A 25,987-nucleotide genomic window follows, 5' to 3' on the forward strand; every position below is an offset into this window, starting at 1 on the left:
TTAATTTAAAAAAATAAATAGCGTAAATAAAATGCAGTTAGGCGATAAAGCGGGTAAAGATATTGTCAAGCTGGGTTTCCAATATTGCTTTGCCGGCAATTTCCTCATTTTGCCAACTGGCGAGTAAAATCTCCGGATTAAATTGCGCGCGGCATTGTTCGGCAAGCGGCTGGTAGCTGATGTGCCAAGGCTCGCAGCCGATTTCCAGCGTTGACGCGGGTTGGAACGGTAGCGTGAAATCAAAGTGCGGTAGCTGCTCATTCAACCATTGCGACAGTTCATAGAAATAGCCTTGCGGTGCATATTCCCACGGCTCTAGTTGCAGCGTTTGCCCTTGTGGTAGGCGTGTCGGGTCGTAAATATCAATTTCGGTGCCCCAATGGTGGCGGCTAGCACCGGGCAATGCCGACCAGCGCAGAATGGCTTGACACTTCTGCCACTCGTCCATACAGCTCAAATCGAGCGGTTCTCCCAGATCATCATGCACCTTGCGCTGTCCGCAAAATTTGCCGTTCCAGATGTATTGTTGGCGGAAAAAATCGCGGAAACTGCTCGCCGGTTGCAGATCAAACCCTGCGCTGACCGCACTTTGTTGAAGAGCGGTAAAGGCGCGCAACGCCTCAGCTTGCAGTTTGTGATGATCGGCATACGGTGAAGCTAACGGCAAGAGATGCGCTTCACTTTTACCGGTCAGCATTTCGGCACTGAGTTTAATCGAGCTCATACAGCGCTAGCCCAGCAAGTTTTGCAACAGTTGACGGTGCACCAGCCCCAAGCGATACAGCGCTTCGCAGCTGACACATTCGTCCACTTTGTGAATGGTGGCGTTCAACGGCCCTAATTCCACCACTTCCGTGCCCATTTGCGCGATAAAACGCCCGTCGGACGTGCCGCCGCCGGTATCCAGTTTCGGGCTAATCGCCAAATGCTGCTCGACCGCACTTTTCACCGCTTGAATAAATTCGCCTTGCGGCGTAACAAACGGCAAGCCGGACAGATTCCATTCAATACGATATTGGCACTGATGTTTATCCAACAGCTGCGACACGGTTTGCTGAATCAATTCCGGATTGACTTCGGTGGAAAAACGCAGATTAAACTGCACATACAGTTCGCCCGGAATCACGTTATTGCTGCCGGTTCCCGCCTGAATATTGGCGATTTGTAAGCTGGTCGGCGGGGAAAATTCATTGCCCCGATCCCACTCGATTTTCACCAATTCGTCCAACACCGGCAACGCGTTATGCACCGGATTATCCGCCAAGTGCGGGTAGGCAACGTGCCCCTGAACGCCTTGAATATACAGGTTGGCGGTGATCGAACCGCGGCGACCGTTTTTAATCGTATCACCTAATTGAACCGCACTTGACGGCTCACCGACCATACAGAAATCGACTTTTTCGCCACGCGCAATTAAGGTTTCCACCACTCGCACCGTGCCGTCGGTTGCCGCCGCTTCCTCATCGGAAGTGATTAAAAATGCAATGCTGCCTTGATGATTCGGGTTGTCGGCGACATACTGTTCCGCCGCCACCACCATTGCCGCCAGTGAACCTTTCATATCCGCTGCGCCGCGCCCAAACAGCATATCGTCAACGATTTCCGCTTCAAACGGAGGATGTTGCCAATTTTTTTCCTCGCCGACCGGAACCACATCGGTGTGTCCGGCAAAGGCGATACACGGGCTTGCGTTGCCACGCCGCGCCCACAGATTCAAGGTGTCGTTAAACGGCAGCCATTCAATCTGAAAACCGCACTTGGCAAGCCGCTCGGCGATCACTTGCTGACAGCCTAAATCCTGCGGGCTGATCGACGGACGACGGATCAAATCTTGCGCTAATCCAATAATAGTCTGTTTCATCTCACCGCTCTTTTAGCCGCCGAACGCATCGGCATAGATTTTAGCGTCAAAGCCGATTAACGGTTTGTCGCCGCCGAGTACAATCGGGCGTTTGATCAAGGTCGGCTGCGCCAGCAACAACTCAAGTGCGGTCTGCTGATCCAAATTCGCCTTGATTGCCTCATCCAAATTGCGCCAAGTGGTGCTGCGCTTGTTCACCAGCACCTGCCAGCCGAACAGCGTTTCCACCTGTTGCAAATATGCTGCGTCAATCCCGTCAACTCGATAATCATGCAAAGCTGCCGCCACGCCGTTGTCCGCCAGCCATTGCAGCGTTTTTTTCACCGTGTCGCAATTTTTAATGCCGTAAACCGTGACCATTATTTACCCCATACTTCTTCGGTGATTTCGCGGATAAAGTTCAGTTTATTCCACTGCTGCTCTTCGGTCAGAATATTGCCCTCTTCAGTTGAAGCGAAACCACATTGCGGACTTAAGCCCAGCTGGTTGATGTCGACATATTGCGCTGCTTCTCGAATGCGTTCGATAATCGTGGCTTTATCTTCCAGCTCACCGCTCTTTGAGGTCACTAAGCCCAAGATCACTTGTTGATCTTTAATAAAGCGCAGCGGTTTGAAATCGCCGGAACGATCGTTGTCGTATTCTAAGAAAAAGCCATCTACTTGGCAGCCGCCGAACAGAATTTCCGCCACCGGCTCATAACCGCCGGACGAGAACCAAGTCGAACGGAAGTTGCCGCGGCAAATGTGCATGGTGATCGCCATGTCCGCCGGACGATCTGCGATTGCATCGTTGATCATTTTCACATAATCACGTCCGATTTGATCGACATCGAAGCCACGCTCCGCATATGCCGCACGTTTTTCCGCCGAACAAAATTCGCCCCAGCTGGTGTCGTCCAGCTGCAAATTGCGGCAACCCAAGTCATAAAACGCCTGAATCGCTTTTTTGTATGCCGCCGAAATGTCGGCTAATAGTTGAGCGTTGTTGTCTTGATAACGCGCAATCGGCTGATAATCGGTAGCGCGCACGCAGCAGATCAAATGCAGCATACTCGGCGAAGGAATGGTGTATTTCACCGGAAAATCACCGGCAATTTGTTGCAAGGCTTGGTAATGCTGCAAAAACGGGTGTGCGGAGAAATCGACTTTATCCACGATTTTCAAGGTTTTTGGGCGCACGTCTTGATGTTTAAACTGTACTGAAAATTTTTCCGCTTCCACTTCTTGCACGCCGTCTAACGCCGCCAAGAAATCCATGTGCCAAAACGTACGGCGAAATTCACCGTCGGTTACGGCGTGTAAACCGACTGCTTTTTGCTGTTCCACCAAACGTGTAATTTCAGCATCTTCAACTTTGGTTAATTCCGCATGGCTAAGATCACCACACTGGCACTGCGCACGCGCCTGTTTCAATGCTTCAGGGCGCAAAAAACTGCCCACGATGTCATAACGGAAAGGGGCCTTGTTGCGTTGTTGTACGTTTTCAAAAAGTTTACTCATAATATTGGATTCCTGTTGTGGCAATAAAAGATGGCAAGATAATAACAAATTCAGGCTGATTTGACAGGGCTGTTTACAGAAAAATGCCTTATTCGGGGGAATAAGGCATTGAATATCGAATTAAGAATTATCAAGTGCGGTTTATTTCAACTGTAATAATGACTCGACATTTAATAAGATTAGCTCGTTATCATCCGCTTTATTTGGGTCACGACTGCTGGAGAACGGCAAATTGTTGTCATTGCCGACAATAATATGTTTGTCGTCAACCAAATCTACATTCTCAATGGTGAAGAATGGGAAGGTGAACACCTCTTGACTTAACGGTTTTTTGGCGATGTTGTTCGGATCTTGAATGTTCATTAAATCAATATAACCCAATTTTTCGACATTTTGTCCGTAGTTCGTTTGAGCAAATTTGACCAGATAAACCCGCTTGAATTTCGGCAGATTCGGGAAGCAGGCGGTTTTGTCTTTAGCATCAGCAGCGCAGGCTTTTTCCGCAACACCTTCCCCGTTGTCGCGTTCGATAATCAAGGCGCGGTTGGCGTCAATCATGTTGAAATCACCAATCGCGTGATGATTGGCTTCAAGCGGATATTTCCAGAAATTGCCTGTCCACGCCTGTTTCGCCACATCAAATTCCAAAATCCGCAGGTACTCTTTGCCGCCGTCATTTTCATAACTGCTTGCAGCTGAATCCCATAGTACGCCTTCTAATAATGGGTACAATTTGCTGCCGTCCGGCGCTGATGCCATGCCTTCAAAGCCTTTTGAGCGTTTGACTTCAAAATTAATCTTATCATTCGGCGTGCCCGGCAGGCGTTGAGTGAAATGATCCGGCGAGCGGATCAGTTTGCCGTCCACTTGGGTTTCAAAGAAGTTCAGCACTTTGCCGTCCATGTCGGTTTGAATCAGGTACGGTCCAAATTCCTCACCGATCCAAATCTTGTTATCCACAATTTGAAAACTTTCCGGATCTAAATCTGCGCCGGTCAGGTAGCGCTTGTCGGTGGCTTCATTCACAATATGGAATGGAATTTTTTTATCCGGATCATGCAGGAAAATGGTTTTCTTCGGCGCAAATTTATCGCTGCCGAAATCAACCTCATATTGGGTCAGATACAGCATAAAATCCGGCGAATTGGCTTTTGAACCGGCGCCGTTGTCAATCAACACCCAGTAGCTGCCGTCGCTCATACGTTTGATGCCAGAATGCCCTTGTAGCGGCTGTCCGTCAAACGGCAGTGAAACGCCGGTCGGACGCCCGTCGGATAAGCCTTCAATGCTGCGCAGCGTTTCGTTGCGTTTGCCGGTGGTGAATTTGCCGCTGTGCTGTAAACTTTTCGGCGCATCATTCGGTGCCGCGACAAAGGTCTCCGCCGGCAGCACAACGTGCCCCGCCAACACTGCCGGCTGTGCTTGTGCAGCCAGCGCGCCTTGTGCCATACCGAATGTTAAAAGTGTGGTCAGGCTTAATGTAAATTGTTTTTTTAATGCCATTTTCTGTCTCCTTTAAGTTGAATAAAATTCGATTTATTGTAGGAAATTTATGTGACAGAAATATGACTGCACACCAAAAACAAAAAGTGCGGTCGAGAAATTCTGACCGATATTACCGAATTTCGGGTGAAAAACGATAAACTGTATTTTTCACCGATTCTTGACTGCTTTAATAATGAACTCATCGCTTATGGATTGAGTCGAAGCCCAAATAGCCTATTAGCGAAAAATGGTATTCAGCAAAGCATGTCGAGGAAAGGGAACTGCTTAGATAATGCCGCCATGGAAAGCTTTTTCGGGCGAATGAAGGTGGAATGCTTTTACGGAAAACGCTTTGAGAGCATAAATGAGCTTGAGCGCGTGATTAATGAATATGTTCGCTACTATAATGAAGAACGTATTCAACTTAAATTAAAAGGACTGAGCCCGATACAATATCGACATCAGTCCTTAAAATAACCGTCCAACTTATAGGGGGCAGTTCAAAAAGTGCGGTTACTTTGATGAAATATCAAAAATAACCGCACTTGGTTGTTGCTTGTTTTAAACCGGCTTCACCGGCTGCACAATTTCGCTTGGATAGCAACCGAGGATCTTGAGGTAGGTGCTGACCTGTTTCAGCTCCTCAAGTGCGGTTTGGGTTTGCGGATCGTGAATATTCGCCTCGATTTCTAAGTAGAACATCTCTTCCCACGGGCGTCCGTAAATCGGGCGCGATTCCAGTTTGCTCATTTGAATATGGTGATTTTTGAACACCAACAACGCGTCCACCAGCGCACCGGCGGTTTGTTGGGTGCTCATCAATAGCAGGGTTTTGGTTTGCAGTTGCGGCGAAACCACGATCGCTTTTTTGGCGATCACGATAAAGCGGGTGATGTTGTTCGGCTGGTTGGCTATGTCGGTTTTCAGCACGCGCAAGCCGTATAATTTGCCGCCATCGGCATTTCCGAGCGCTGCGATATTCGGTTTATTCAGCTGTGAAACCAGCTGCATGGCGTGCGAGCTACTTTCGCAATAGTTGATGTGCACCCGTTCCAGCCCCTGAATAAACTGGCTGCATTGTGCGATCACTTGCGGGTGACTGTACAGAGTGTCGATTTGCTCAAGTGCGGTTTCGCCCGCCACCAGCACGCAGTGTTTAATCGGGTAAGTCAGTTCGCCGACAATCGACAATTGGGTGTGTTGCAGCAGGTCGTACACGTCGTTGATCGAGCCGGAGGTGGTATTTTCCAGTGGCAAAATGCCATAATCCGCTTCGCCGTTTTCCACTTTATCGAAAATTTGCTGAAAGCTGTCGCTGCTTAATTCAACCAGCTGCTTTTGATAACGCTCGGCATATTGGCGCGCCGCCAAATTGGAATAGGAACCGCGCACGCCGAGAAACGCAATGCTGATGCTGTTTTCACGCTGTTCGTTCAGTTTATTTTGCAGATAGGCTTGCTGGGTCAACACCGAATCTTCGATGATTTTCTGAAAAATTTGAGTGATATATTGCGGTTCGAGCTGATAATTCTGCGCTTCGGCAAAATGGATTAACTCTTGCAATAATTGCTGTTCGCGCGTGATATCACGCAACGGCTTTTTGGTCTGTTCTTTACTGCGTACCACGTCATAAGCTAAGCGGTGGCGTTCTGACAATAATTTCAACAGGCTACGATCCAGCTGAGTAATTTGCTGGCGAATTTCATTCAAATCTTTCGGCATAACGGCTTCGATTCCTTATTTTTTCCCTCATTCTATGTAGTAAACCGATTTTTCTCAAGTTTCCTCAGCAAAAAGCCGAAAAAAACCCGACATTCGTCGGGTTAAGTAAATATGAAACGGATTGCGCCAAATTATTCAAACGAATCTTTTAATCTTTCGTTGGCGCGGCGGGCTTCGCCTTTGTGTTGCAGTTTATTCAGTTGACGCTCTAGTTTATCTTCCAGATCGTTAATGGTTTTGTACATATCTTCGCCTTCGGCAGTAGCAAATAAATCACCGATCGGCGTGCCGATTGAGGCTTCCGCCGCAAAACCTTGCGGGGTTTTATTCAAAATAAAATGCGGATTAATCAGTTGAGTTTGCCACTTATCTAATTTGGCGACTCGCTCCTCAACATGGGCACGGATTGCAGGGGTAATTTCCATTTGTTTGCTTGTAATTTTTACTGTCATAGTATTTACCTCTTTTTTAGGTAGGTTGCCGAGTGATGACACTCAAGAAAAAATCCATTTATCTTTAGTTACAACATAGTCCTACTATTCAAAGATTTCAAGCCCTTTTGTTTGATCAATAATACAATTTATTAAAAAATAGGCATAAGCCAAAAAATCAAAGAATTCCGCTTTTATTTTATGTCAAAGTTGTTATGATATTCAGGATAGTTGCGAACCTTACACAAAACAACCCATTATTTCCATTCGTTTTTTTCCGTCGATTCCTGCCTAAACCAGCCGTTTTTCACGCCGCATTTTACTTTCGATATAACTGCAGCTCGGCCGCACTTGATAACCGTTTTGATCGACAAATTCGATAAACGCCTGATACAGTTTGTCGGCAATCCCCTGCCCACGCAGGCTGGAATCGACGAAGGTATGATTGGCGTCGAGCGTATTTTCATTCAAAGTGCGGTAGGACAATTCGGCGATGCGGCTGCCGTTTTGCTCAATAAAAAATGCGCCGTGTTGTGCATTGTGCTGATGTTGAATTTGCATGATTGTACTCCGTGAATTTAGTGTTTCGTCCAATCTTCGCCGCCAACGCTGCTGTCAATCGCAAAATCGGCGGTATCTGAGGCGATCGCTTTTTCTTCGTTCGCCCATTCGCCCAAATCAATTAACTGGCAGCGTTTGCTGCAAAACGGTCGAAACGGGCTTTTTTCGCTCCACTCCACCGATTTATGGCAAATCGGGCAAGGTACGCGGGTGATTTCATTACTCATTGTTCTGTCCTAATGCTAAATACTTTTGGTGCAGATCGGCAACCTGACGGCGCAGATCCGCTTCGGCTTGGTTTAAAGTGCGGTCATTATTAATCACATCATCGGCATTTGCCAAGCGTTGTTCACGGCTGACTTGCGCCCGCATGATTTTTTTGATCTGTTCAAGGTTGCTGTTGTCGCGCAACACCGCTCTTTGGAGTTGTGTCTGTTCGCTGACATCGATCACCAGCACTCGCTGGCAATATTCAGTCAGGTTATTTTCAATTAACAGCGGCACCACCCACAGTACATAAGGTGCGGTTTGGTTTTGCAGTTGTTGCAGCATTCGTTCGCGAATTGCAGGGTGAAGCAGTTGATTCAACCATTCGGTTTGCGCAGGTTCATTAAACACGATTTGACGCAGCCCCGCGCGATCCAGTTCGCCATCATTCGTCAGTAAATGTTCACCGAAATGCTCGGCGATTTGCGCCAACAGAGGTGAACCTTTTTCCACTACTTCACGCGCCACAATATCCGCATCCACAATCGGCACGCCATGTTCGGCAAACATCGCCGCAATCGTGCTTTTGCCACTGCCAATGCCGCCGGTTAAGCCTATGATATGGGTCATTTGAATCCTTTAGTCTTTAAGAGATTGTGTTCTATGATATAACGATTACTGTCTCAGACTCTATAAACTTTTCACCTCTGTTGCAAGATGCAGACTATTTTCGGCTGTTTGCTATTTAACTATTATATTTTGCCGATGGCGACTTACTTTTACTCACAAGTTCGCCCTTCGGGCTGTTGCCTAAAGGCAACATTCAAAACCTACGGTTTTGTTTTGCTCGTGCAAAAAATACGATACACCGCACTTTGATTTATTTTAATAAATTAAATATTTATATATTGATATTTCAATGAATTTCCGCCCGTGTGCGGTTAAGCATGGCTCGCCCCGTTGGGTGAAATACGGTTATATTTACCCTCCCCAGTGTAGTTGACCACTACAGTTATCCTTTGTAATGTTTAGCTCATTAAAAGATATCCCTATTATTAGGCCTCTTGAGTAGTTATCCCTACACCACCTCTCATTACAATTCCAGCCTAACTTTCAATCAGATGAAATATATGCAAATGTAAAATGAGATAGCCTAACATGTTAAAAAACCACTCAAAAACCCGTTTAACTGAATAAAAATAAAGCAAAAAATATTAAATTTAGGAATTCAGATCACAAAAAAACATTTTCCCTCTAGACTGTATTTGAGTGTAAATTAATATGTGTATGGATGATTAATCTTAACTTAATGGAGCTAGTTTATTATGAGTAATATGCAATCGTACGTACATTCGACAAAAGAAAAGCTGAATCGTTTAATTGGCGATGTTGTTGTAAGAAGTTTATTTTCCGGCTATGGCTTTTATCGAGATAATCATATGTTTGGTATTGTTCAAAATGGAATTTTTTATTTACGTGCAGAAGGTGATTTGGCCAGATTAATCGAAAGACACGGTGCCTTCCCTTGCCCATATAGCAAGAATAATCATGCACCATCATTAAAACGCTATTACGGGCTACATACTAATATTACTGATAATGATGCTTTATATCACTCAGTTGTATTACAATCTATCTCACAGATCAAACAACAAAAGCTTGATTTTGAATTATCAAAGAAAACTCGTATCAAAGAGTTATGTAATTTAGGAGTCAAGCATGAGCGGCTTTTAATCAAAATCAATATAAATGATGTTAATCAACTGCGCCAAGTTGGCGCTGAAATGGCCTATATCCGCATGAAAAAGCTAGGTTTTTCAGTTACTTTAGATTTTTATTGGAATTTAGTCGGTGCATTACAAAATCTTCCCGTTGCATTACTATCGTCAGAGTATAAAAAACACTGCCTTAAAAAACTGAATTTGTATTTGCAACGGGAAGGAATGCGAGCAGAGAAAGGATAGTTTTATTAAATAGAAAAGCCAGGCTACTAAGTACCTCAAAAAGTTAGTCTTTCTGATTCAATGAGGTATAACAATGAAGTCATACCTAAAATCTCGCTTAATTCTTTATAAATTAAAGCGCTAAGTGAGATTTTAAAATGCTCAAAACTAAAATCTCTGTGCTTCAGAAGGTAGAAAAAACAATAAAATTCAAATAAATACCGATATAAACACTCGGATCATTTACCGCATATTTTCACAAAAACCACATCTAATCTTACTAGATTTAGCTGTGACATTCTTCTATCGCTGATATAAATAGGGAATAATAAAGATAGGAAATAGTGGCAGGGGCGGAGAGGCTCGAACTCCCAACACCCGGTTTTGGAGACCGGTGCTCTACCAATTGAACTACGCCCCTAGATTGTAAGTTGGCGGAATGGACGGGACTCGAACCCGCGACCCCCTGCGTGACAGGCAGGTATTCTAACCAGCTGAACTACCACTCCGCTAAATTTGATAATTGGTAGTGACCTACTCTCACATGGGGAGACCCCACACTACCATCGGCGTAACAACATTTCACTTCTGAGTTCGGCATGGAATCAGGTGGGTCTGTTGCACTATGGCTACCAAAATGTTTATTTTCTAAATCAACTTATCTAAATTGATTTAGAAAATAAAATCCGGCGGTGTCCTACTCTCACATGGGGAGACCCCACACTACCATCGGCGTTACAGCATTTCACTTCTGAGTTCGGCATGGAATCAGGTGGGACTACTGCACTATCGCCGCCGGAATAATTCGGCTTGATTGTCATTTTGTTCGTTCGTACTTATCTATACTTTCGTATCTATTCTTTCGTGCGTCACGCTATTCTTTATTCGGTCACAAGCTAATCTCTTCAAAAACTCTTTCTTATCAGGTTCTCTAGTTGACTCTATCCTCAACTCAAAAACCCTTGAGCGTTGTATGGTTAAGCCTCTCGGGCAATTAGTACGGGTTAGCTCAATATATCACTACACTTACACACCCCGCCTATCTACGTCTTAGTCTTAAACAACCCTTACCGACTCTTAGTCGGGGAGAACTCATCTCAAGGCAAGTTTCGTGCTTAGATGCTTTCAGCACTTATCTCTTCCGCACGTAGCTACCCAGCAATGCTTCTGGCGAAACAACTGGAACACCAGCGGTGCGTCCACTCCGGTCCTCTCGTACTAGGAGCAGCCCCTTTCAATTCTCCAACGCCCACGGCAGATAGGGACCGAACTGTCTCACGACGTTCTAAACCCAGCTCGCGTACCACTTTAAATGGCGAACAGCCATACCCTTGGGACCTACTTCAGCCCCAGGATGTGATGAGCCGACATCGAGGTGCCAAACACCGCCGTCGATATGAACTCTTGGGCGGTATCAGCCTGTTATCCCCGGAGTACCTTTTATCCGTTGAGCGATGGCCCTTCCATTCAGAACCACCGGATCACTATGACCTGCTTTCGCACCTGCTCGACATGTCCGTCTCGCAGTCAAGCTTGCTTATACCATTGTACTAACCTCACGATGTCCGACCGTGATTAGCAAACCTTCGTACTCCTCCGTTACGCTTTGGGAGGAGACCGCCCCAGTCAAACTACCCACCAGACACTGTCCACGACCACGTTCCGCAGTCTGTGTTAGAACATCAAACCTTAAAGGGTGGTATTTCAACAACGACTCCATAACAACTGGCGTTGCTACTTCATAGTCTCCCACCTATCCTACACATCAAAATTCAATGTTCAGTGTCAAGCTATAGTAAAGGTTCACGGGGTCTTTCCGTCTAGCCGCGGGTACACCGCATCTTCACGGCGATTTCAATTTCACTGAGTCTCGGGTGGAGACAGCCTGGCCATCATTACGCCATTCGTGCAGGTCGGAACTTACCCGACAAGGAATTTCGCTACCTTAGGACCGTTATAGTTACGGCCGCCGTTTACTGGGGCTTCGATCAAATGCTCTCACATCATCAATTAACCTTCCAGCACCGGGCAGGCGTCACACCCTATACGTCCACTTTCGTGTTTGCAGAGTGCTGTGTTTTTAATAAACAGTTGCAGCCAGCTGGTATCTTCGACTGACTTCACCTCCATCCGATAAGGACTTCAATTACCATCAGCGCACCTTCTCCCGAAGTTACGGTGCTATTTTGCCTAGTTCCTTCACCCGAGTTCTCTCAAGCGCCTGAGTATTCTCTACCTGACCACCTGTGTCGGTTTTCAGTACGGTTTATTATAAGATAAGCTTAGCGGCTTTTCCTGGAAGTGTGGTATCGGCAACTTCGACTCCGTAGAGTCTCCCCATCACGCCTCTGATTTAAATGACCGGATTTGCCTAATCATCCATCCTACACGCTTGGACCGGGACTTCCGTCACCCGGCTCACTTAACCTGCTCCGTCCCCACATCGCTCTTATAACAAGTACGGGAATATTAACCCGTTTCCCATCGACTACGCTCTTCAGCCTCGCCTTAGGGGCCGACTCACCCTGCCCCGATTAACGTTGGACAGGAACCCTTGGTCTTCCGGCGAGGGGGTTTTTCACCCCCTTTATCGTTACTTATGTCAGCATTCGCACTTGTGATACGTCCAGCATACTTCTCAATACACCTTCTTCCGCTTACACAACGCTCCCCTACCCAACAGGCGTATCACTAATAATCCTTCCTCACGCCGATTCAACAGCATACCGTCTCAACGTTTAAAGGGCTTGACCAACTTACTCATTCCACTCGTAAGTTGTTAAGCTTAAGGCGTATTAGTGATACGCCTGATGCCGCAGCTTCGGTGACTAGTTTTAGCCCCGTTACATCTTCCGCGCAGGCCGACTCGACTAGTGAGCTATTACGCTTTCTTTAAATGGTGGCTGCTTCTAAGCCAACATCCTAGCTGTCTAAGCCTTCCCACTTCGTTTCCCACTTAACTAGTACTTTGGGACCTTAGCTGGCGGTCTGGGTTGTTTCCCTCTCCACGACGAACGTTAGCACCCGCCGTGTGTCTCCTAGATATTACTCTTCGGTATTCGCAGTTTGCATCGGGTTGGTAAGTCGGGATGACCCCCTAGCCGAAACAGTGCTCTACCCCCGAAGGTATTCATCTAAGGCTCTACCTAAATAGATTTCGGGGAGAACCAGCTATCTCCCGGTTTGATTGGCCTTTCACCCCCAGCCACAAGTCATCCGCTACTTTTTCAACAGTAGTCGGTTCGGTCCTCCAGTTAGTGTTACCCAACCTTCAACCTGCCCATGGCTAGATCACCGGGTTTCGGGTCTATATCATGCAACTACTCGCCCAGTTAAGACTCGGTTTCCCTTCGGCTCCCCTATTCGGTTAACCTCGCTACATAATATAAGTCGCTGACCCATTATACAAAAGGTACGCAGTCACCCCATTAAAGAGGCTCCCACTGCTTGTACGTACAGGGTTTCAGGTTCTATTTCACTCCCTTCACCAGGGTTCTTTTCGCCTTTCCCTCACGGTACTGGTTCACTATCGGTCAGTCAGGAGTATTTAGCCTTGGAGGATGGTCCCCCCATCTTCAAACAGGATTTCTCGTGTCCCGCCCTACTTGTTGTTAGCCTAGTACCACAATGGAATCTTCGGATACGGGATTATCACCCTCTACGATTGTGCTTCCCAGCACATTCTCCTAATTCCATCGCTATCACTAACGGCTCTTCCGCGTTCGCTCGCCGCTACTTACAGAATCTCGGTTGATTTCTTTTCCTCGGGGTACTGAGATGTTTCAGTTCTCCCGGTTCGCCTCAACACACTATGGATTCATGTGTTGATAGTGGGTTCTTCACCCACTGGGTTTCCCCATTCGGATATCGTGGAGTGATAGCGCTTCTTATCAACTCCTCCACGCTTTTCGCAGATTAGCACGTCCTTCTTCGCCTCTGACTGCCTAGGCATCCACCCTGCACGCTTAGTCACTTAACCATACAACCTCAAGAGTTTTCATCCCTGACGCTGTCTCAATTGACTCGTGCGTAAGTTTCCCTACGCTGACCTATCAAGTGCCTTTTATCACTCAACAAGTCCTTCGATTTCTCGATTACTCAGCTCTTACGATGTTATCTTCAATAAACTTTCATTCATCAAAAACAACTCGCTTGAGTTCTCTTCAGTTTTTAGCTTGTGTCCAAATTTTTAAAGAACAAATCAGTTTTTCAACCAATACTCAATTCTCTTACCGCACTTCGATATTACCGTGCTCGAAGAAAATTCACTATTAATCGCAAAACCTAACAACCAACAGGATTGGTGGAGCTAAGCGGGATCGAACCGCTGACCTCCTGCGTGCAAGGCAGGCGCTCTCCCAGCTGAGCTATAGCCCCTCGTCAGTCTTTTGTATTCCCTTCCGTTAGCCAATTCGCTTATTCAAAGTCATTTTAAGGTGAGAAGCGCAATGTATGTTAATACATGAGCATCGCAACCATTAAAAGGGCGCAGAATAAGTAGAATTGGTAGGCCTGAGTGGACTTGAACCACCGACCTCACCCTTATCAGGGGTGCGCTCTAACCACCTGAGCTACAAGCCTGCCGAGGAATACTCTCTTCTTTCTTATCAAACAATCTGTGTGAACACCTATACAACACATCAATCTACTAAGGAGGTGATCCAACCGCAGGTTCCCCTACGGTTACCTTGTTACGACTTCACCCCAGTCATGAATCATACCGTGGTAAACGCCCCCCCGAAGGTTAAGCTATCTACTTCTGGTACAACCCACTCCCATGGTGTGACGGGCGGTGTGTACAAGGCCCGGGAACGTATTCACCGCAACATTCTGATTTGCGATTACTAGCGATTCCGACTTCATGGAGTCGAGTTGCAGACTCCAATCCGGACTACGACGCACTTTAAGAGATTTGCTCATCATCGCTGACTCGCCACCCTCTGTATACGCCATTGTAGCACGTGTGTAGCCCTACTCGTAAGGGCCATGATGACTTGACGTCATCCCCACCTTCCTCCGGTTTATCACCGGCAGTCTCCTTTGAGTTCCCGACCGAATCGCTGGCAACAAAGGATAAGGGTTGCGCTCGTTGCGGGACTTAACCCAACATTTCACAACACGAGCTGACGACAGCCATGCAGCACCTGTCTCAGAGCTCCCGAAGGCACTCCCGTATCTCTACAGGATTCTCTGGATGTCAAGAGTAGGTAAGGTTCTTCGCGTTGCATCGAATTAAACCACATGCTCCACCGCTTGTGCGGGCCCCCGTCAATTCATTTGAGTTTTAACCTTGCGGCCGTACTCCCCAGGCGGTCGATTTAACGCGTTAGCTACAAGAGCCAGATATACACCCAACCCCTAAATCGACATCGTTTACAGCGTGGACTACCAGGGTATCTAATCCTGTTTGCTCCCCACGCTTTCGCACATGAGCGTCAGTATTTGTCCAAGGGGCCGCCTTCGCCTCCGGTATTCCTCCACATCTCTACGCATTTCACCGCTACACGTGGAATTCTACCCCTCTCTACAATACTCTAGATAAACAGTATGAAATGCAGTTCCCAAGTTAAGCTCGGGGATTTCACATCTCACTTATCTATCCGCCTGCGTGCCCTTTACGCCCAGTTATTCCGATTAACGCTCGCACCCTCCGTATTACCGCGGCTGCTGGCACGGAGTTAGCCGGTGCTTCTTCTGTGACTAACGTCAATGACTAACCCTATTAAAATTAGCCCCTTCCTCATCACCGAAAGAACTTTACAACCCGAAGGCCTTCTTCATTCACGCGGCATGGCTGCGTCAGGGTTGCCCCCATTGCGCAATATTCCCCACTGCTGCCTCCCGTAGGAGTCTGGGCCGTGTCTCAGTCCCAGTGTGACTGGTCATCCTCTCAGACCAGTTAGAGATCGCGGGCTTGGTAGGCCATTACCCCACCAACTACCTAATCTCACTTGGGTTCATCTTATGGCGCATGGCTCCGAAAAGTCCCACACTTTAATCTCTCGATACTACGCGGTATTAGCGACAGTTTCCCGTCGTTATCCCCCTCCATAAGGCAGATCCCCAAGCATTACTCACCCGTCCGCCGCTCGTCAGCAAGGAAGCAAGCTCCCCCCTGTTACCGCTCGACTTGCATGTGTTAAGCCTGCCGCCAGCGTTCAATCTGAGCCATGATCAAACTCTTCAATTCAAGTTCAATCGCTCAATGAATATCTGACCTAAAATAAATTTACTTCAGCACTCATTAAGACTTTAATATTTAAAATTTTCATACCAATGTCTTGCACAAGTGCCCACACAGATTGTCTGATAAATTGTTAAAGAACAACACAACGACTTGAACCTTTCGTTCATCACTGCGTCGTTGTGAGGTGCGCATTATAGACATTCACGAAATCTTTGCAAGCCCCTTTTGAAAGTTTTTTGCAATTTCATTGTTGAGTGTTGCTTTTTTATACCAAACCCTTATTAAGCTCCCCTTTTTGCTTTTGTTTCGTACAAAACCTTCACAATTGTGAATAATCACTAATTGTTTTTAGCCTATATATAAGCGACAATACACCGCGACGAAAACACTTAAAAGATACTTAACCAGAGATAAAACGACCGATGTCAGTAAATCAATACCCACAACAGATCGACAAACGCCGCACGTTTGCCATTATTTCTCATCCCGATGCTGGTAAAACCACCATTACCGAAAAAGTGCTGCTTTACGGAGAAGCCATTCAAACCGCCGGCACTGTGAAAGGACGCGGCTCTAGCCAGCACGCAAAGTCCGACTGGATGGAAATGGAAAAACAACGTGGAATTTCAATTACTACTTCCGTCATGCAATTCCCTTATCGCGATTGCTTGGTTAACTTGCTGGATACTCCGGGGCATGAGGACTTTTCCGAGGACACTTACCGCACTTTGACTGCGGTTGACAGCTGTTTGATGGTGATCGATTCCGCAAAAGGGGTTGAAGAACGTACCATCAAGTTAATGGAAGTAACCCGCTTACGCGATACGCCAATTTTAACCTTTATGAATAAATTGGATCGCGATATTCGCGATCCGATGGAGCTGCTCGACGAAGTTGAAAATGTGCTGAATATTCATTGTGCGCCGATTACCTGGCCGATTGGCTGTGGCAAATTATTCAAGGGCGTTTATCATCTTTATAATAATGAAACCTATTTATACCAAACGGGGCAAGGCCATACCATTCAACAAGTGCGAGTGGTTAAAGGTTTAGATAATCCTGAACTCGACACTGCGGTCGGTGAAGATTTAGCACAGCAGCTGCGCGATGAGCTGGAATTAGTGCAAGGGGCTTCCAATCCATTTGATTTGGAGCTGTTTCTGCAAGGGCAACTGACGCCAGTGTTTTTTGGAACCGCACTTGGCAATTTCGGCGTTGATCATATGTTAGACGGCTTAACACAATGGGCGCCGCGCCCACAAACCCGCCAGACGGACGCACGAGATGTTTCGCCTGCTGAGGATAAATTAACAGGCTTCGTGTTTAAAATTCAAGCCAATATGGATCCGAAACACCGCGATCGCGTGGCGTTTATGCGAATCGTTTCCGGCAAATATGAAAAAGGCATGAAAATGCACCATGTTCGAATTGGCAAAGACGTAGTGATTTCTGATGCGTTAACCTTTATGGCGAGTGACCGCACTCACGCGGAAGAGGCCTATGCCGGCGATATTATCGGCTTGCATAATCACGGCACAATCCAGATCGGCGACACCTTCACTCAAGGTGAAAAATTAAAATTCAGCGGCATTCCAAATTTTGCTCCGGAACTGTTCCGCCGTATCCGCCTTCGCGATCCATTAAAGCAAAAGCAATTACTCAAAGGGCTGGTTCAACTCTCCGAAGAAGGTGCCGTGCAGGTATTCCGGCCATTAATGAATAACGATTTGATTGTCGGCGCGGTTGGGGTCTTGCAATTTGATGTGGTCGTTGCTCGCCTGAAAAGCGAATATAATGTGGAAGCGATTTATGAAACTGTGAACGTCACCACCGCGCGCTGGGTAGAATGCGATGACGTGAAAAAATTTGAAGAATTTAAACGCAAAAATGAACAAAATCTAGCGCTGGACGGCAGCGATCATCTCACCTATATCGCGCCAACAATGGTAAATCTGAATCTGGCACATGAACGTTATCCAGATGTAAAATTCTTTAAAACCAAGGAACATTAAAATATAGCATATATATTGCACAAACAGGACTTTATCGCCATTTTTTTCACCTATTGCGCTAAAGTCCGTCTAAAAAGATGACATAAGTCAAACTTCCGGGCAGAATTATGTTCTTTTTCGTTTTCTTTATGTTATAGTTAGGTTGCAATTCTGCAATTAATATTTTATTTGTTGATTAAAAGTAAAATTCGTCGCCATGCCAAATATCAAGCGCATGGCGACTGATCATTCCTGTGATTTTATAGGTAAAAATAATGCGTACTCCTAAAATCCTTATCGTCGAAGATGAAGCTGTTACCAGAAATACTCTAAAAAATATTTTCGAAGCTGAAGGCTACGAAGTAATGGAAGCCTCCGACGGTAATAAAATGCACACGATTCTTTCCACAACCAGTGTGAATCTTGTGGTAATGGACATCAACTTGCCGGGCAAAAACGGCTTAATGCTAGCACGCGAATTACGCGAAAGCGCCAATACCGCTTTGATGTTCTTAACCGGCAGAGACAACGAAGTCGACAAGATCCTCGGTTTAGAAATCGGCGCCGATGACTACATCACCAAACCATTTAATCCTCGTGAGCTGGCTATTCGTGCGAGAAATTTACTGCAACGCACCATGTCGGAAAAAGAACAACCGGTTTCCCACGAACACGTTGAACAATACCGTTTCAACGGCTGGACGCTGGACATCAACAGCCGTACATTAATTTCACTGGAAGGCGAAAGCAATAAATTGCCACGCAGCGAATTCCGCGCACTACTGCACTTCTGCGAGAATCCCGGTAAAATCCAAACCCGCGACGATTTGCTGAAAAAAATGACCGGTCGTGAATTAAAACCACACGACAGAACCGTGGATGTTACAATCCGCCGCATTCGCAAACACTTCGAAGCACACCCCGACACCCCGGAAATTATCGCCACTATCCACGGCGAAGGATACCGTTTCTGTGGCGAATTAGAATAACCAAACCGCACTTTGACAAACCGGAAACATGATGTGTTTCCGGTTTTTTGTTTGTTAGAAGAGTTGCTTGAGCCATCTGTATGATGGATAATTGTTCTGATCGCGCTGCGATGGCGTTTTGACCGGTGTCGGGTTTCAACACGCAGCTGCGCGCGGGCAGCTGGAGATTTATTATCAAGCAGACCCAACACTTCGTTAGTTTCAACACACAGCTGCGCGCGGGCAGCTGGTCCAACCCTTGGATATCACTGTTTTAGTATGGGCGGTTTCAACACACAGCTGCGCGCGGGCAGCTGGGAAAACTAACGGATACGGAGTAGAAGTTTATAACGTTTCAACACACAGCTGCGCGCGGGCAGCTGATTAGGCGATATTTATTACAAAGCTCAACAAGCAAGTTTCAACACACAGCTGTTGCAAACTGAAATTCAGTGCGGTAATGGCCGTCTGAACCTCCGCCACCTCGCCATGATTACGTTGCCGCCGCTGCAACACCCGTTTTGCCGACTGGATTTTCGCCGCAATAATATGACGGGCAATCGGCACAGGGTCGGTTTCAGACAGGCGGTATTGCGCACGCCGCAGCAACACATTGCCACTCTGTCGCCCCTGCAAGCGTCCGAGATAACGCCCGTTTTCGGTAAAAAACGCCAAATTGACGTTATTTTCCCCGCAAAACCCCATTAAAAACGGCGACACCATCACATTGCCAAAACAAAAAATATGCCCGATGGCATGCACAGGAAGCTGTGCCACTTTTTTGCGTTCCTGCTCAATCACCAGCGTTTCACGTTCCTTATGCAGGTAACTACCCTGCGTGGTGATGTAGAGGGTGTTTTGGAGTTTGCGCATGGTTTAAAGCCCCTTGGTTCTGACCGCACTTGTTATTTTGATTATTTTGCTTTTAGGCCGTCTGAAAGGTTTTTGGTTAGCCCCCACGTAGCCTAACCAAATTTTGCTATTTAAACCGTACACCACCAACCTCTAGTGGTAATGCTTTTAATATTTCATTCAGTGCAACTAAATCATTAGTAGGCTCCTTCCAAACATATGGTTGTAACATAGTAGGGACAATCCCCTTTTCTCCACTTTCATTAGAAAAAATCAAAGTGATGATTGAAAAATTTTCTTCTTGGCGTTTTCTGGCAATTGCATAATCAATTTCACTAGCTAAGTACCTCTCATCTTTATAGTCAGGGGTAATAAAGAATATTGCAGCACACGAATCTGCCATTCCTTGCTGTAATGCTCTTTCTAAATTTGTACCTGCAGACATGGCCTCTTCATCCAACCAAGGCCGGAATCCTAAAAGAGATAAAGTACTTTTAAAATTTCTAACTTTATCTTTATTGATACTCTTATGACTAAGAAAAATCTTCATTGGCTGCATATTCATCACCATTTTATGTTGTAAACAATTGATTTTTAAATCTCGCTCCAAATCACTCACCCAGTTTTCAAAATTATTATCACTATTAAATAAAAAAACTGCATCCCTATTTTTAAGATTAAACAGTTTAAATATTTCTCTTCTAATTAATTCAGGGTTACTCCGATCTTTTTCTGACATCTGCAAATTAATCTCGCCAACACCCAGCGTTTGTATGAAAGAGGTTGGTCCCTGATCAATCAATATAACAACATAAAATTTATCACAGCCTCCAAGCTTGTAATGAGTTCCCGCAACAACAGGCCAATAATTTAACATTTCCGGAAATTGAAATTTTATATAAATCTTATATGCCTCGAAAGCAATATCTTTTAAGTTTTTACTATCTTCACCTTGCTCTTTAATAGCTAATTCATAAGCTTGATTTGCAATTAATTTAAAATCCATATTCATCCCACCTTATCTTTATCGAAATATTAAAAGGCTAACATTACTTTAATGATTACCTCTTTTCAATTCACTCCCCAAACAACCCCTCAACATATCCCACCGACTTATCCCGCCCCAACACCTGCGGCTGACAAACCTCTACCAATGAACACGCTTTGCAATGTTTACCATAAACAGGCGGTGGGGTTTTGCCGCTCTCCAGCAGCAACCGCACTTCAGCAATCACCGCCAACGTTTCGGCTCGCAGTTCATCGCTAAAGAAAACAGGCTCGCGGTGGCGGGTTTGTCCGTACCACAACGCCCCCTCGCTCACCGCTTGCCCGCTCATTTCCTCCAAACACAAGGCTTGGGCACAAAGCTGGATTTTGTCCCAGCTGTCGATTTTGGGGCGGCCACGTTTATATTCGACGGGTTTCAGACGGCCTGAATCCAACTCGTGTTCCACCATATCGAGGATGCCGCTGATGCCGAGTTTTTCCGCCGAAACATGCACATTGCGCTCAAAACTCACGCCCTTGCGGGTTTCCGACTCACCGCCGTCCACCCGCTCGTGCAACGCCCTGCCCTGTGCGGTAAGAAAATTCTCTGCCCACGCCTGCTCGTTGTGGATTAATGCACATTGACGCGGGCAAAAGGCGTAGTGTTGCAGGGCTGAGAGGGCGATTGGGCACATGGTTACAGCAGCTCTTCCACGCTCACGCCTTGTAAGCCGTCTGAATCGATGCTGATTTGGTAATCGCCATATGCAGCGGCAGGCGTGCCGCTTTCGCCGTTGACACGAGCCACTGTCACGGCATCAAACAGTTTGTGAGCCGGTTGGCTGCCCAGTGCACTGTCGTGTTTAAACACAATCAGTTTGCGAGCGGCCATTTCCCCTCGAGCGGCGGAGCGGTCGTGCTCGAACATCAGTTGCAGCGATTGCCACAGCTTTTGCAAGTCTTCATCGCTAAAGCCGGTTTTTTCTGCCAATTTGGCGGAGATAAAGCCGTGCACGCGGTAGAGTGCGTAGGGCACGATGTATTTACGCCCCATGGTGCGTTCTTTTTCGAGGTCTTTTTCGTTGGTGACCGCCATGCGAGTGATGGAGATTTCAAGCGGTACAATCGGGTCGATGGATTGGGCAAATGCCAGTTGCACAGGGCCACGAACCTGACCGCTGTTGACTTCGGTGGTCATCACCGCTCCGAATGCACGGATATCAAAGAAGTTTTTGCACATCCAAGCGGTGATTTCACGGGCTTTGGCTTCGTCTTTGGGTAGTTTTTTGGCTTCGCTCTCCACGCCCAAAGCTTCATAAGCACGTTTGTTTTGCAGGTTTAACACGCTTTTTTCTTTGACATAAATTTCATAACCGGCGGCATTTTCTTCGCTTACTTCAATGAAATTGCGGATTTTGCGTTTTAAGCAAACATCAGTCACCAAGCCTTTGCTGGATTCGGGGTCGAGGCGTGGCATATTGCCGGCATCGGGGTCGCCGTTGGGATTGCCATTGGTAACGTCAAAAAAGAACACAAATTCGTAGCGGTTTTGAATAGACATTTTCATTCTCCTTGAGATTCTTCAATTTCTTCAACTTCGTTATTTTCATTTTCCAACACAGAATTAAGATCTTCCGGTGCTTCTTTTTGCTTGGTATATTTCTGATGGTAATAACCGACTGCAAAACGCCCCTGCTCTTCTAAAGATAAATGCCGTGGAAATGGTTTACCTGAAAAAAACTCCTGCAAAATTTCTCCTACCTCTTTTTCCAACCAGAGCGCAGTTGATTTTGGTTTCTTAACCCACTCGGCTCCTCTGCCTTTACGCAATACGGCAAGGTGATTGTTATAATTCTCCAACAAACGAGGGAAAATATATTGCGGCGAAGTTGAAGCGCCCCCATAAAATTTATCCCGAATGGTTGCGTTCAAATTACCCAAGGCAGATGCTTGAGCCACCTCTAAAACAGCAAATAAGCGCCCCAAACGATAGGGGATATCGTTCTCTGCTTTATTTAGCCCTACTGGTACTTGACTCTCTCTTCCGTTACTTTCCACTTCCATAGAAATCTCCTTCTTGTAAAGATGATTACGATTTAAAACAGATTTGATAACAGCAACTCGAAGTCCTGTAATATAACCGTCTGAACGTATCCGACCAATCATGCGTGAAAGCATAGTTTGAGGATATGCCCTACCTGTTAAAACTGAACGCATATATTCCCCGGCAAGCTGTGGTGGAATATCTTTACTCTCTGATTTTTTCAAACGACCATCAGCACCTTTCCGTTTTGGTGTCGTTTCCAATAAAACTCGCCAAATAGAGGGTGCTTTATTCCCCTTCCATGCCGGTGGTTCAAGCCGTAAATCCTGCCAATGTGCCGCCATATTTGCCGCCAACTGCCCAAAAGTGGTGTCGAGCCAAAAACGCACCGAAATCCGCGAGGCATTGGGTGCCAGCCCCAACACATAAAAACGGGTATCGGGTGACAGCTCGGGGGCAACTTCCTGCATCGGTCGCCCTTTAGCGATTTGCACCAACACATTAAACAGCTTTTGGCTTTCCTGCTCATCGGTGGGTGGCTCCAGCAAAGCGGCAAAAAAATCTTCTGCCGCGACCGCACTTTGCCCGTCCGCCGCTTCCGCCCAAAACACCGTGCTGCTGTCGCCAATGGAAAGGCAATGCCCGTTTTCACGCCTTAATAAATAATTCAAAGTGGTGGTGTAAGCAAACGCCGCTGCCTCTGATACAGGAGCGTTTGCCCCTTGCTCCTTGCCAAACGAAGCAAACGATTCTTTATTAAACGAAATAATCGAACCGCCCGAACTCTGTCCGCCAAACACTCCTTTAATCGCGGGGTGTAGACGGGCAATCGGCGCGTGTTCGCCACTAATCAGACACAAGCCTTGCTCCGCTGCATCATTTTTCAGACGGCCAGCCCAAATCTCTTGAGCGTCTTCAGATTTATGAATAAGAGCCGATGGCGAATTCAAAGCAAAAACAATATTTGCCCCCAAAATATCAGGCGAATAACAAGAATGGCTTTCAAATTCCTCGGGCTTCCATTTTTCTAAAAAATAACGAAACGCAAGCAAGCCTTCATCTTTGGTTTCATTAAGAGCAGATAAATGAAAAACCTTAAATGCCTCAAACATTTTTTCAGAAAACGTAAGCTTCTTATCTTTAGAAATATCCACGCCCAAGGCATACGCCGTTTTGTCCCACAGAAAATTCGGCTTCACGCCAGAGGTGCGTTTTTCAGGACGAGGCACGCTCATCAATCGCGGCTGCGGCTTTTTATCGGTGGTGAAATTTGGCACCGCATCCACCAATACGCCGTCTGCACCCAGCACCAAAATCCAGCCGATTTTCTCCTCACTAAATCCATAAGGCGGCACTTTCGGATTACCCGCCACATCAGTTTGGGGCGCCAAACGGCGGTAATAGCATGCCAGTGCGGTTAAAATCATGCTTTCACCTCCTCGGCATAAAATGGCGGCACTTCAATCACTCCGCCTTGCATCTCGGCTCGAAAAAAACGGGACAAATTATCCCCGTCAAAATCAATATCATGCAGCATCCAACCCAAATCGCGGTTTAATTCGCTTTCAGACAGGCATTGCGGCGGCAACGGCTCATCTTCGTCAACCAAAGCAAAATGTGCCGGAAACTCACGCACACCCATGCAAGGCTGCTGAAAACACTGCCCCTTTGCCGCACGGCGTTTGAACATTTCAATATGTTTAGTGATGTTATCGCCTTCACCTGCCTTCGGCGTCAGCACCGCATGTGCTTCAATCACATACGCCACGTCCTTCAATACCGTTGCCGCCCGCTGCTGGCGGTCGTCGTCAATCAACGTGTATAAATCCTGCACACTCTTACGCCGCATCGCCCCACTCACCTTACTGGCGGAAATCTTGCTGCCAAGCTCATTGCGTCGCACCGACTCAAAGCGGATCGGCTGGAGCACATAAATCTTGTCTATCACCCAACGAATTGCCGGCTTCCAATGCACCGCCGCCAACACCCCGCGCGCCGCCGACGGCGTAATAACATCATAAGACACCCGCTCCACCTTCATTTCAGGGCGGGTAAAACAGGCATAGTCGCCCCAGATATGTAGCCTTACATTATTTCTCATATCATTCTCACTATTTAATGAATATACAGATTATCTATATTTTATACCAAGTGATAATTAACCAGATAACTCATTCTTCTGCGAATTCCGCAAACCGCACCTCTGGAAGTGGATCCTGTTTAGCCATATCCAATATTTTTACCAGATTAATATTATTTGGATAATCTTTTAAAATATCCCTAGCCAACTTCACACAAGCCGCCCGTACAACTGAAATACTAACAGATTCCTTACTATAAGGAGCAATTCTCTCGTAGCCTGAGCTGTCAAATATAATAGGTAGTATCTCTATTAATGATTCAATATCTTCACTGGAAAGATATTGTTTTTTATACATTTGATTAGCACCCCAAAGAAGTTGAGCTAATCCCTGTATACGATTTGAGGCAATAAAATAGATAAACCTCTTAATCAGACCGTCAACAACAGAAGAATTTTGCAGATCTCTCCAAACTAAAATTGCATAAGATACATGAGCCAATTCATTAGCATCTAAAGATTGTAAGCTTTTCTTAATTATATTTTCCACCCTCTCAACAAACATATTATCTGACGCAGAAAAATAAACAAAAGCCCTCAAAATCTCTGGTTTTTTCGTCTCAATATATAAGCTATATAACTTTTGAAAATTCTCTTCATTTATTGAATCTATCGGCAATGCTGGGACTATAGAACAAGATAAGACATGAGTAATTAATTTAGCCGTTTCATTTTTCACTTGATTCGCATAACCCAAAAAATCGTTTTCATCAAGCTCTATCTTCCAAGAAACCAATTTATCAAAAAGATAAATAGCCTGCTGCTCTGTCGGAAACTCTTTAACATTCTCAGCTTGTGCGGCATTGGCTACATCCATCAAAAAGCTCCAATTAAACAAATATTCATCCTTCGGTTCAAACAAATATTTTCTAATTAAATGTTGTACTTTTTCAAGATCATGACTAGGCAATTCAAGCAGCACATAGCTAAGTAGCCCAATTTCAGGAATATCCTGATAGTCAGGGTTATCACCCCATATTTTTAAAGCAATTTTTTTAAGTTCCCCCTCAGTCAGAAACCCATGTTTTATCAAAGGTAATAAACGCAATAATTCAGGTCCTTGTTGTGTGGAATCTAATGTTATCCTTTCGATAATTTCATCTATA

The 25,987-nt window shown here is 46.0% G+C and carries 19 protein-coding genes, 4 tRNA genes, 4 rRNA genes and 2 pseudogenes; 4 read left to right on the forward strand and 25 right to left on the reverse strand.

What is annotated here, in order from left to right:
- Nucleotides 1-37: 37 nt before the first annotated feature.
- The 5 genes from ACUHGC_RS10935 to ACUHGC_RS10955 all read right to left on the reverse strand — a co-directional run bounded on the left by ACUHGC_RS10935 (nt 38) and on the right by ACUHGC_RS10955 (nt 4,866).
- Nucleotides 38-715 (reverse strand): M15 family metallopeptidase, encoded by a 678-nt coding sequence (locus tag ACUHGC_RS10935; protein WP_446834894.1) that lies wholly within the window; start codon nt 713-715, stop codon nt 38-40.
- Between the two features lie 15 nt (nt 716-730).
- Nucleotides 731-1,861: a succinyl-diaminopimelate desuccinylase gene (gene dapE, locus ACUHGC_RS10940; RefSeq protein WP_446833333.1), complete on the reverse strand. Its 1,131-nt coding sequence runs from the start codon at nt 1,859-1,861 to the stop codon at nt 731-733.
- A 12-nt stretch (nt 1,862-1,873) separates the two neighbouring features.
- The gene (locus ACUHGC_RS10945) at nt 1,874-2,221 is read right to left on the reverse strand and encodes an arsenate reductase (RefSeq protein ID WP_446833334.1); all 348 of its coding nucleotides are present in this window, start codon (nt 2,219-2,221) and stop codon (nt 1,874-1,876) included.
- Nucleotides 2,221-3,363 carry a 5-methyltetrahydropteroyltriglutamate--homocysteine S-methyltransferase gene (locus ACUHGC_RS10950; protein ID WP_446833335.1) on the reverse strand — a complete coding sequence of 381 codons (1,143 nt, stop codon included), beginning with the start codon at nt 3,361-3,363 and terminating at the stop codon, nt 2,221-2,223. Before ACUHGC_RS10950 ends, ACUHGC_RS10945 begins: the two co-directional genes overlap by 1 nt.
- A gap of 141 nt (nt 3,364-3,504) precedes the next feature.
- Entirely contained in the window at nt 3,505-4,866 is a 1,362-nt protein-coding gene (locus ACUHGC_RS10955; protein WP_446833336.1) for an esterase-like activity of phytase family protein, read from the reverse strand.
- Between the two features lie 102 nt (nt 4,867-4,968).
- On the opposite strand from ACUHGC_RS10955, the pseudogene ACUHGC_RS10960 reads away from it, so the two are divergent.
- A pseudogene (locus ACUHGC_RS10960) lies at nt 4,969-5,325 on the forward strand (transposase); the annotation flags it as partial.
- Between the two features lie 84 nt (nt 5,326-5,409).
- Here the strand turns inward: ACUHGC_RS10960 and pheA are convergent.
- From pheA to coaE, 5 genes are all read right to left on the reverse strand, one after another.
- A complete protein-coding gene (gene pheA, locus ACUHGC_RS10965) occupies nt 5,410-6,570 on the reverse strand; it encodes a prephenate dehydratase (RefSeq protein WP_446833337.1) in 1,161 nt (386 codons plus the stop codon).
- A 131-nt stretch (nt 6,571-6,701) separates the two neighbouring features.
- Nucleotides 6,702-7,022 (reverse strand): ribosome-associated translation inhibitor RaiA, encoded by a 321-nt coding sequence (gene raiA, locus ACUHGC_RS10970; protein ID WP_446833338.1) that lies wholly within the window; start codon nt 7,020-7,022, stop codon nt 6,702-6,704.
- Nucleotides 7,023-7,292: 270 nt separating this feature from the next.
- Nucleotides 7,293-7,562: a GNAT family N-acetyltransferase gene (locus ACUHGC_RS10975; RefSeq protein WP_446833339.1), complete on the reverse strand. Its 270-nt coding sequence runs from the start codon at nt 7,560-7,562 to the stop codon at nt 7,293-7,295.
- 17 nt (nt 7,563-7,579) lie between these two features.
- Nucleotides 7,580-7,789 (reverse strand): DNA gyrase inhibitor YacG, encoded by a 210-nt coding sequence (yacG, locus tag ACUHGC_RS10980; protein ID WP_446833340.1) that lies wholly within the window; start codon nt 7,787-7,789, stop codon nt 7,580-7,582.
- A complete protein-coding gene (gene coaE, locus ACUHGC_RS10985) occupies nt 7,782-8,399 on the reverse strand; it encodes a dephospho-CoA kinase (RefSeq protein WP_446833341.1) in 618 nt (205 codons plus the stop codon). The genes yacG and coaE overlap by 8 nt, the downstream gene beginning before the upstream one ends.
- Nucleotides 8,400-9,094: 695 nt before the next feature.
- Between coaE and ACUHGC_RS10990 the strand changes: the two genes are divergently transcribed.
- Entirely contained in the window at nt 9,095-9,733 is a 639-nt protein-coding gene (locus tag ACUHGC_RS10990; protein WP_446833342.1) for a TfoX/Sxy family DNA transformation protein, read from the forward strand.
- Nucleotides 9,734-10,057: 324 nt separating this feature from the next.
- Here the strand turns inward: ACUHGC_RS10990 and ACUHGC_RS10995 are convergent.
- The 8 genes from ACUHGC_RS10995 to ACUHGC_RS11030 all read right to left on the reverse strand — a co-directional run bounded on the left by ACUHGC_RS10995 (nt 10,058) and on the right by ACUHGC_RS11030 (nt 15,902).
- Nucleotides 10,058-10,133 (reverse strand) — tRNA-Trp (locus tag ACUHGC_RS10995).
- Nucleotides 10,134-10,144: 11 nt separating this feature from the next.
- Nucleotides 10,145-10,221 (reverse strand) — tRNA-Asp (locus ACUHGC_RS11000).
- Nucleotides 10,222-10,233: 12 nt separating this feature from the next.
- Nucleotides 10,234-10,349, reverse strand: a 5S ribosomal RNA gene (gene rrf, locus ACUHGC_RS11005).
- A 47-nt stretch (nt 10,350-10,396) separates the two neighbouring features.
- A 5S ribosomal RNA gene (gene rrf, locus ACUHGC_RS11010) occupies nt 10,397-10,512 on the reverse strand.
- A 173-nt stretch (nt 10,513-10,685) separates the two neighbouring features.
- Nucleotides 10,686-13,691, reverse strand: a 23S ribosomal RNA gene (locus tag ACUHGC_RS11015).
- Between the two features lie 322 nt (nt 13,692-14,013).
- A tRNA-Ala gene (locus tag ACUHGC_RS11020) sits at nt 14,014-14,089 on the reverse strand.
- A 127-nt stretch (nt 14,090-14,216) separates the two neighbouring features.
- Nucleotides 14,217-14,293 (reverse strand) — tRNA-Ile (locus tag ACUHGC_RS11025).
- A 68-nt stretch (nt 14,294-14,361) separates the two neighbouring features.
- Nucleotides 14,362-15,902: ribosomal RNA gene (locus ACUHGC_RS11030) — 16S ribosomal RNA — on the reverse strand.
- Together the 16S, 23S and 5S rRNA genes with 4 tRNA genes alongside form the textbook arrangement of a ribosomal RNA operon.
- A 419-nt stretch (nt 15,903-16,321) precedes the next feature.
- Between ACUHGC_RS11030 and prfC the strand changes: the two genes are divergently transcribed.
- Nucleotides 16,322-17,911 carry a peptide chain release factor 3 gene (gene prfC / locus ACUHGC_RS11035; protein WP_446833343.1) on the forward strand — a complete coding sequence of 530 codons (1,590 nt, stop codon included), beginning with the start codon at nt 16,322-16,324 and terminating at the stop codon, nt 17,909-17,911.
- 254 nt (nt 17,912-18,165) lie between these two features.
- Nucleotides 18,166-18,879 carry a two-component system response regulator ArcA gene (gene arcA, locus ACUHGC_RS11040; RefSeq protein WP_446833344.1) on the forward strand — a complete coding sequence of 238 codons (714 nt, stop codon included), beginning with the start codon at nt 18,166-18,168 and terminating at the stop codon, nt 18,877-18,879.
- 408 nt (nt 18,880-19,287) lie between these two features.
- Here arcA and cas1 read toward each other — a convergent pair.
- The 7 genes and pseudogenes from cas1 to ACUHGC_RS11075 all read right to left on the reverse strand — a co-directional run.
- Nucleotides 19,288-19,731: pseudogene (cas1, locus tag ACUHGC_RS11045) on the reverse strand (CRISPR-associated endonuclease Cas1); the annotation flags it as partial.
- A gap of 106 nt (nt 19,732-19,837) precedes the next feature.
- A complete protein-coding gene (locus ACUHGC_RS11050; RefSeq protein ID WP_446833345.1) occupies nt 19,838-20,716 on the reverse strand; it encodes a toll/interleukin-1 receptor domain-containing protein in 879 nt (292 codons plus the stop codon).
- 70 nt (nt 20,717-20,786) lie between these two features.
- The gene (cas4, locus tag ACUHGC_RS11055) at nt 20,787-21,392 is read right to left on the reverse strand and encodes a CRISPR-associated protein Cas4 (protein ID WP_446833346.1); all 606 of its coding nucleotides are present in this window, start codon (nt 21,390-21,392) and stop codon (nt 20,787-20,789) included.
- Between the two features lie 2 nt (nt 21,393-21,394).
- Entirely contained in the window at nt 21,395-22,258 is an 864-nt protein-coding gene (gene cas7c, locus ACUHGC_RS11060; protein WP_446833347.1) for a type I-C CRISPR-associated protein Cas7/Csd2, read from the reverse strand.
- Nucleotides 22,259-22,260: 2 nt separating this feature from the next.
- Entirely contained in the window at nt 22,261-24,168 is a 1,908-nt protein-coding gene (gene cas8c, locus ACUHGC_RS11065; RefSeq protein WP_446833348.1) for a type I-C CRISPR-associated protein Cas8c/Csd1, read from the reverse strand.
- Nucleotides 24,165-24,842 carry a type I-C CRISPR-associated protein Cas5c gene (gene cas5c / locus ACUHGC_RS11070; RefSeq protein ID WP_446833349.1) on the reverse strand — a complete coding sequence of 226 codons (678 nt, stop codon included), beginning with the start codon at nt 24,840-24,842 and terminating at the stop codon, nt 24,165-24,167. The genes cas8c and cas5c overlap by 4 nt, the downstream gene beginning before the upstream one ends.
- A 70-nt stretch (nt 24,843-24,912) precedes the next feature.
- Complete coding sequence (locus tag ACUHGC_RS11075; protein WP_446833350.1) at nt 24,913-25,929, reverse strand: hypothetical protein; 1,017 nt, start codon at nt 25,927-25,929, stop codon at nt 24,913-24,915.
- Between the last annotated feature and the right edge of the window lie 58 nt (nt 25,930-25,987).

This window comes from Testudinibacter sp. P27/CKL/0425, from assembly GCF_052931395.1.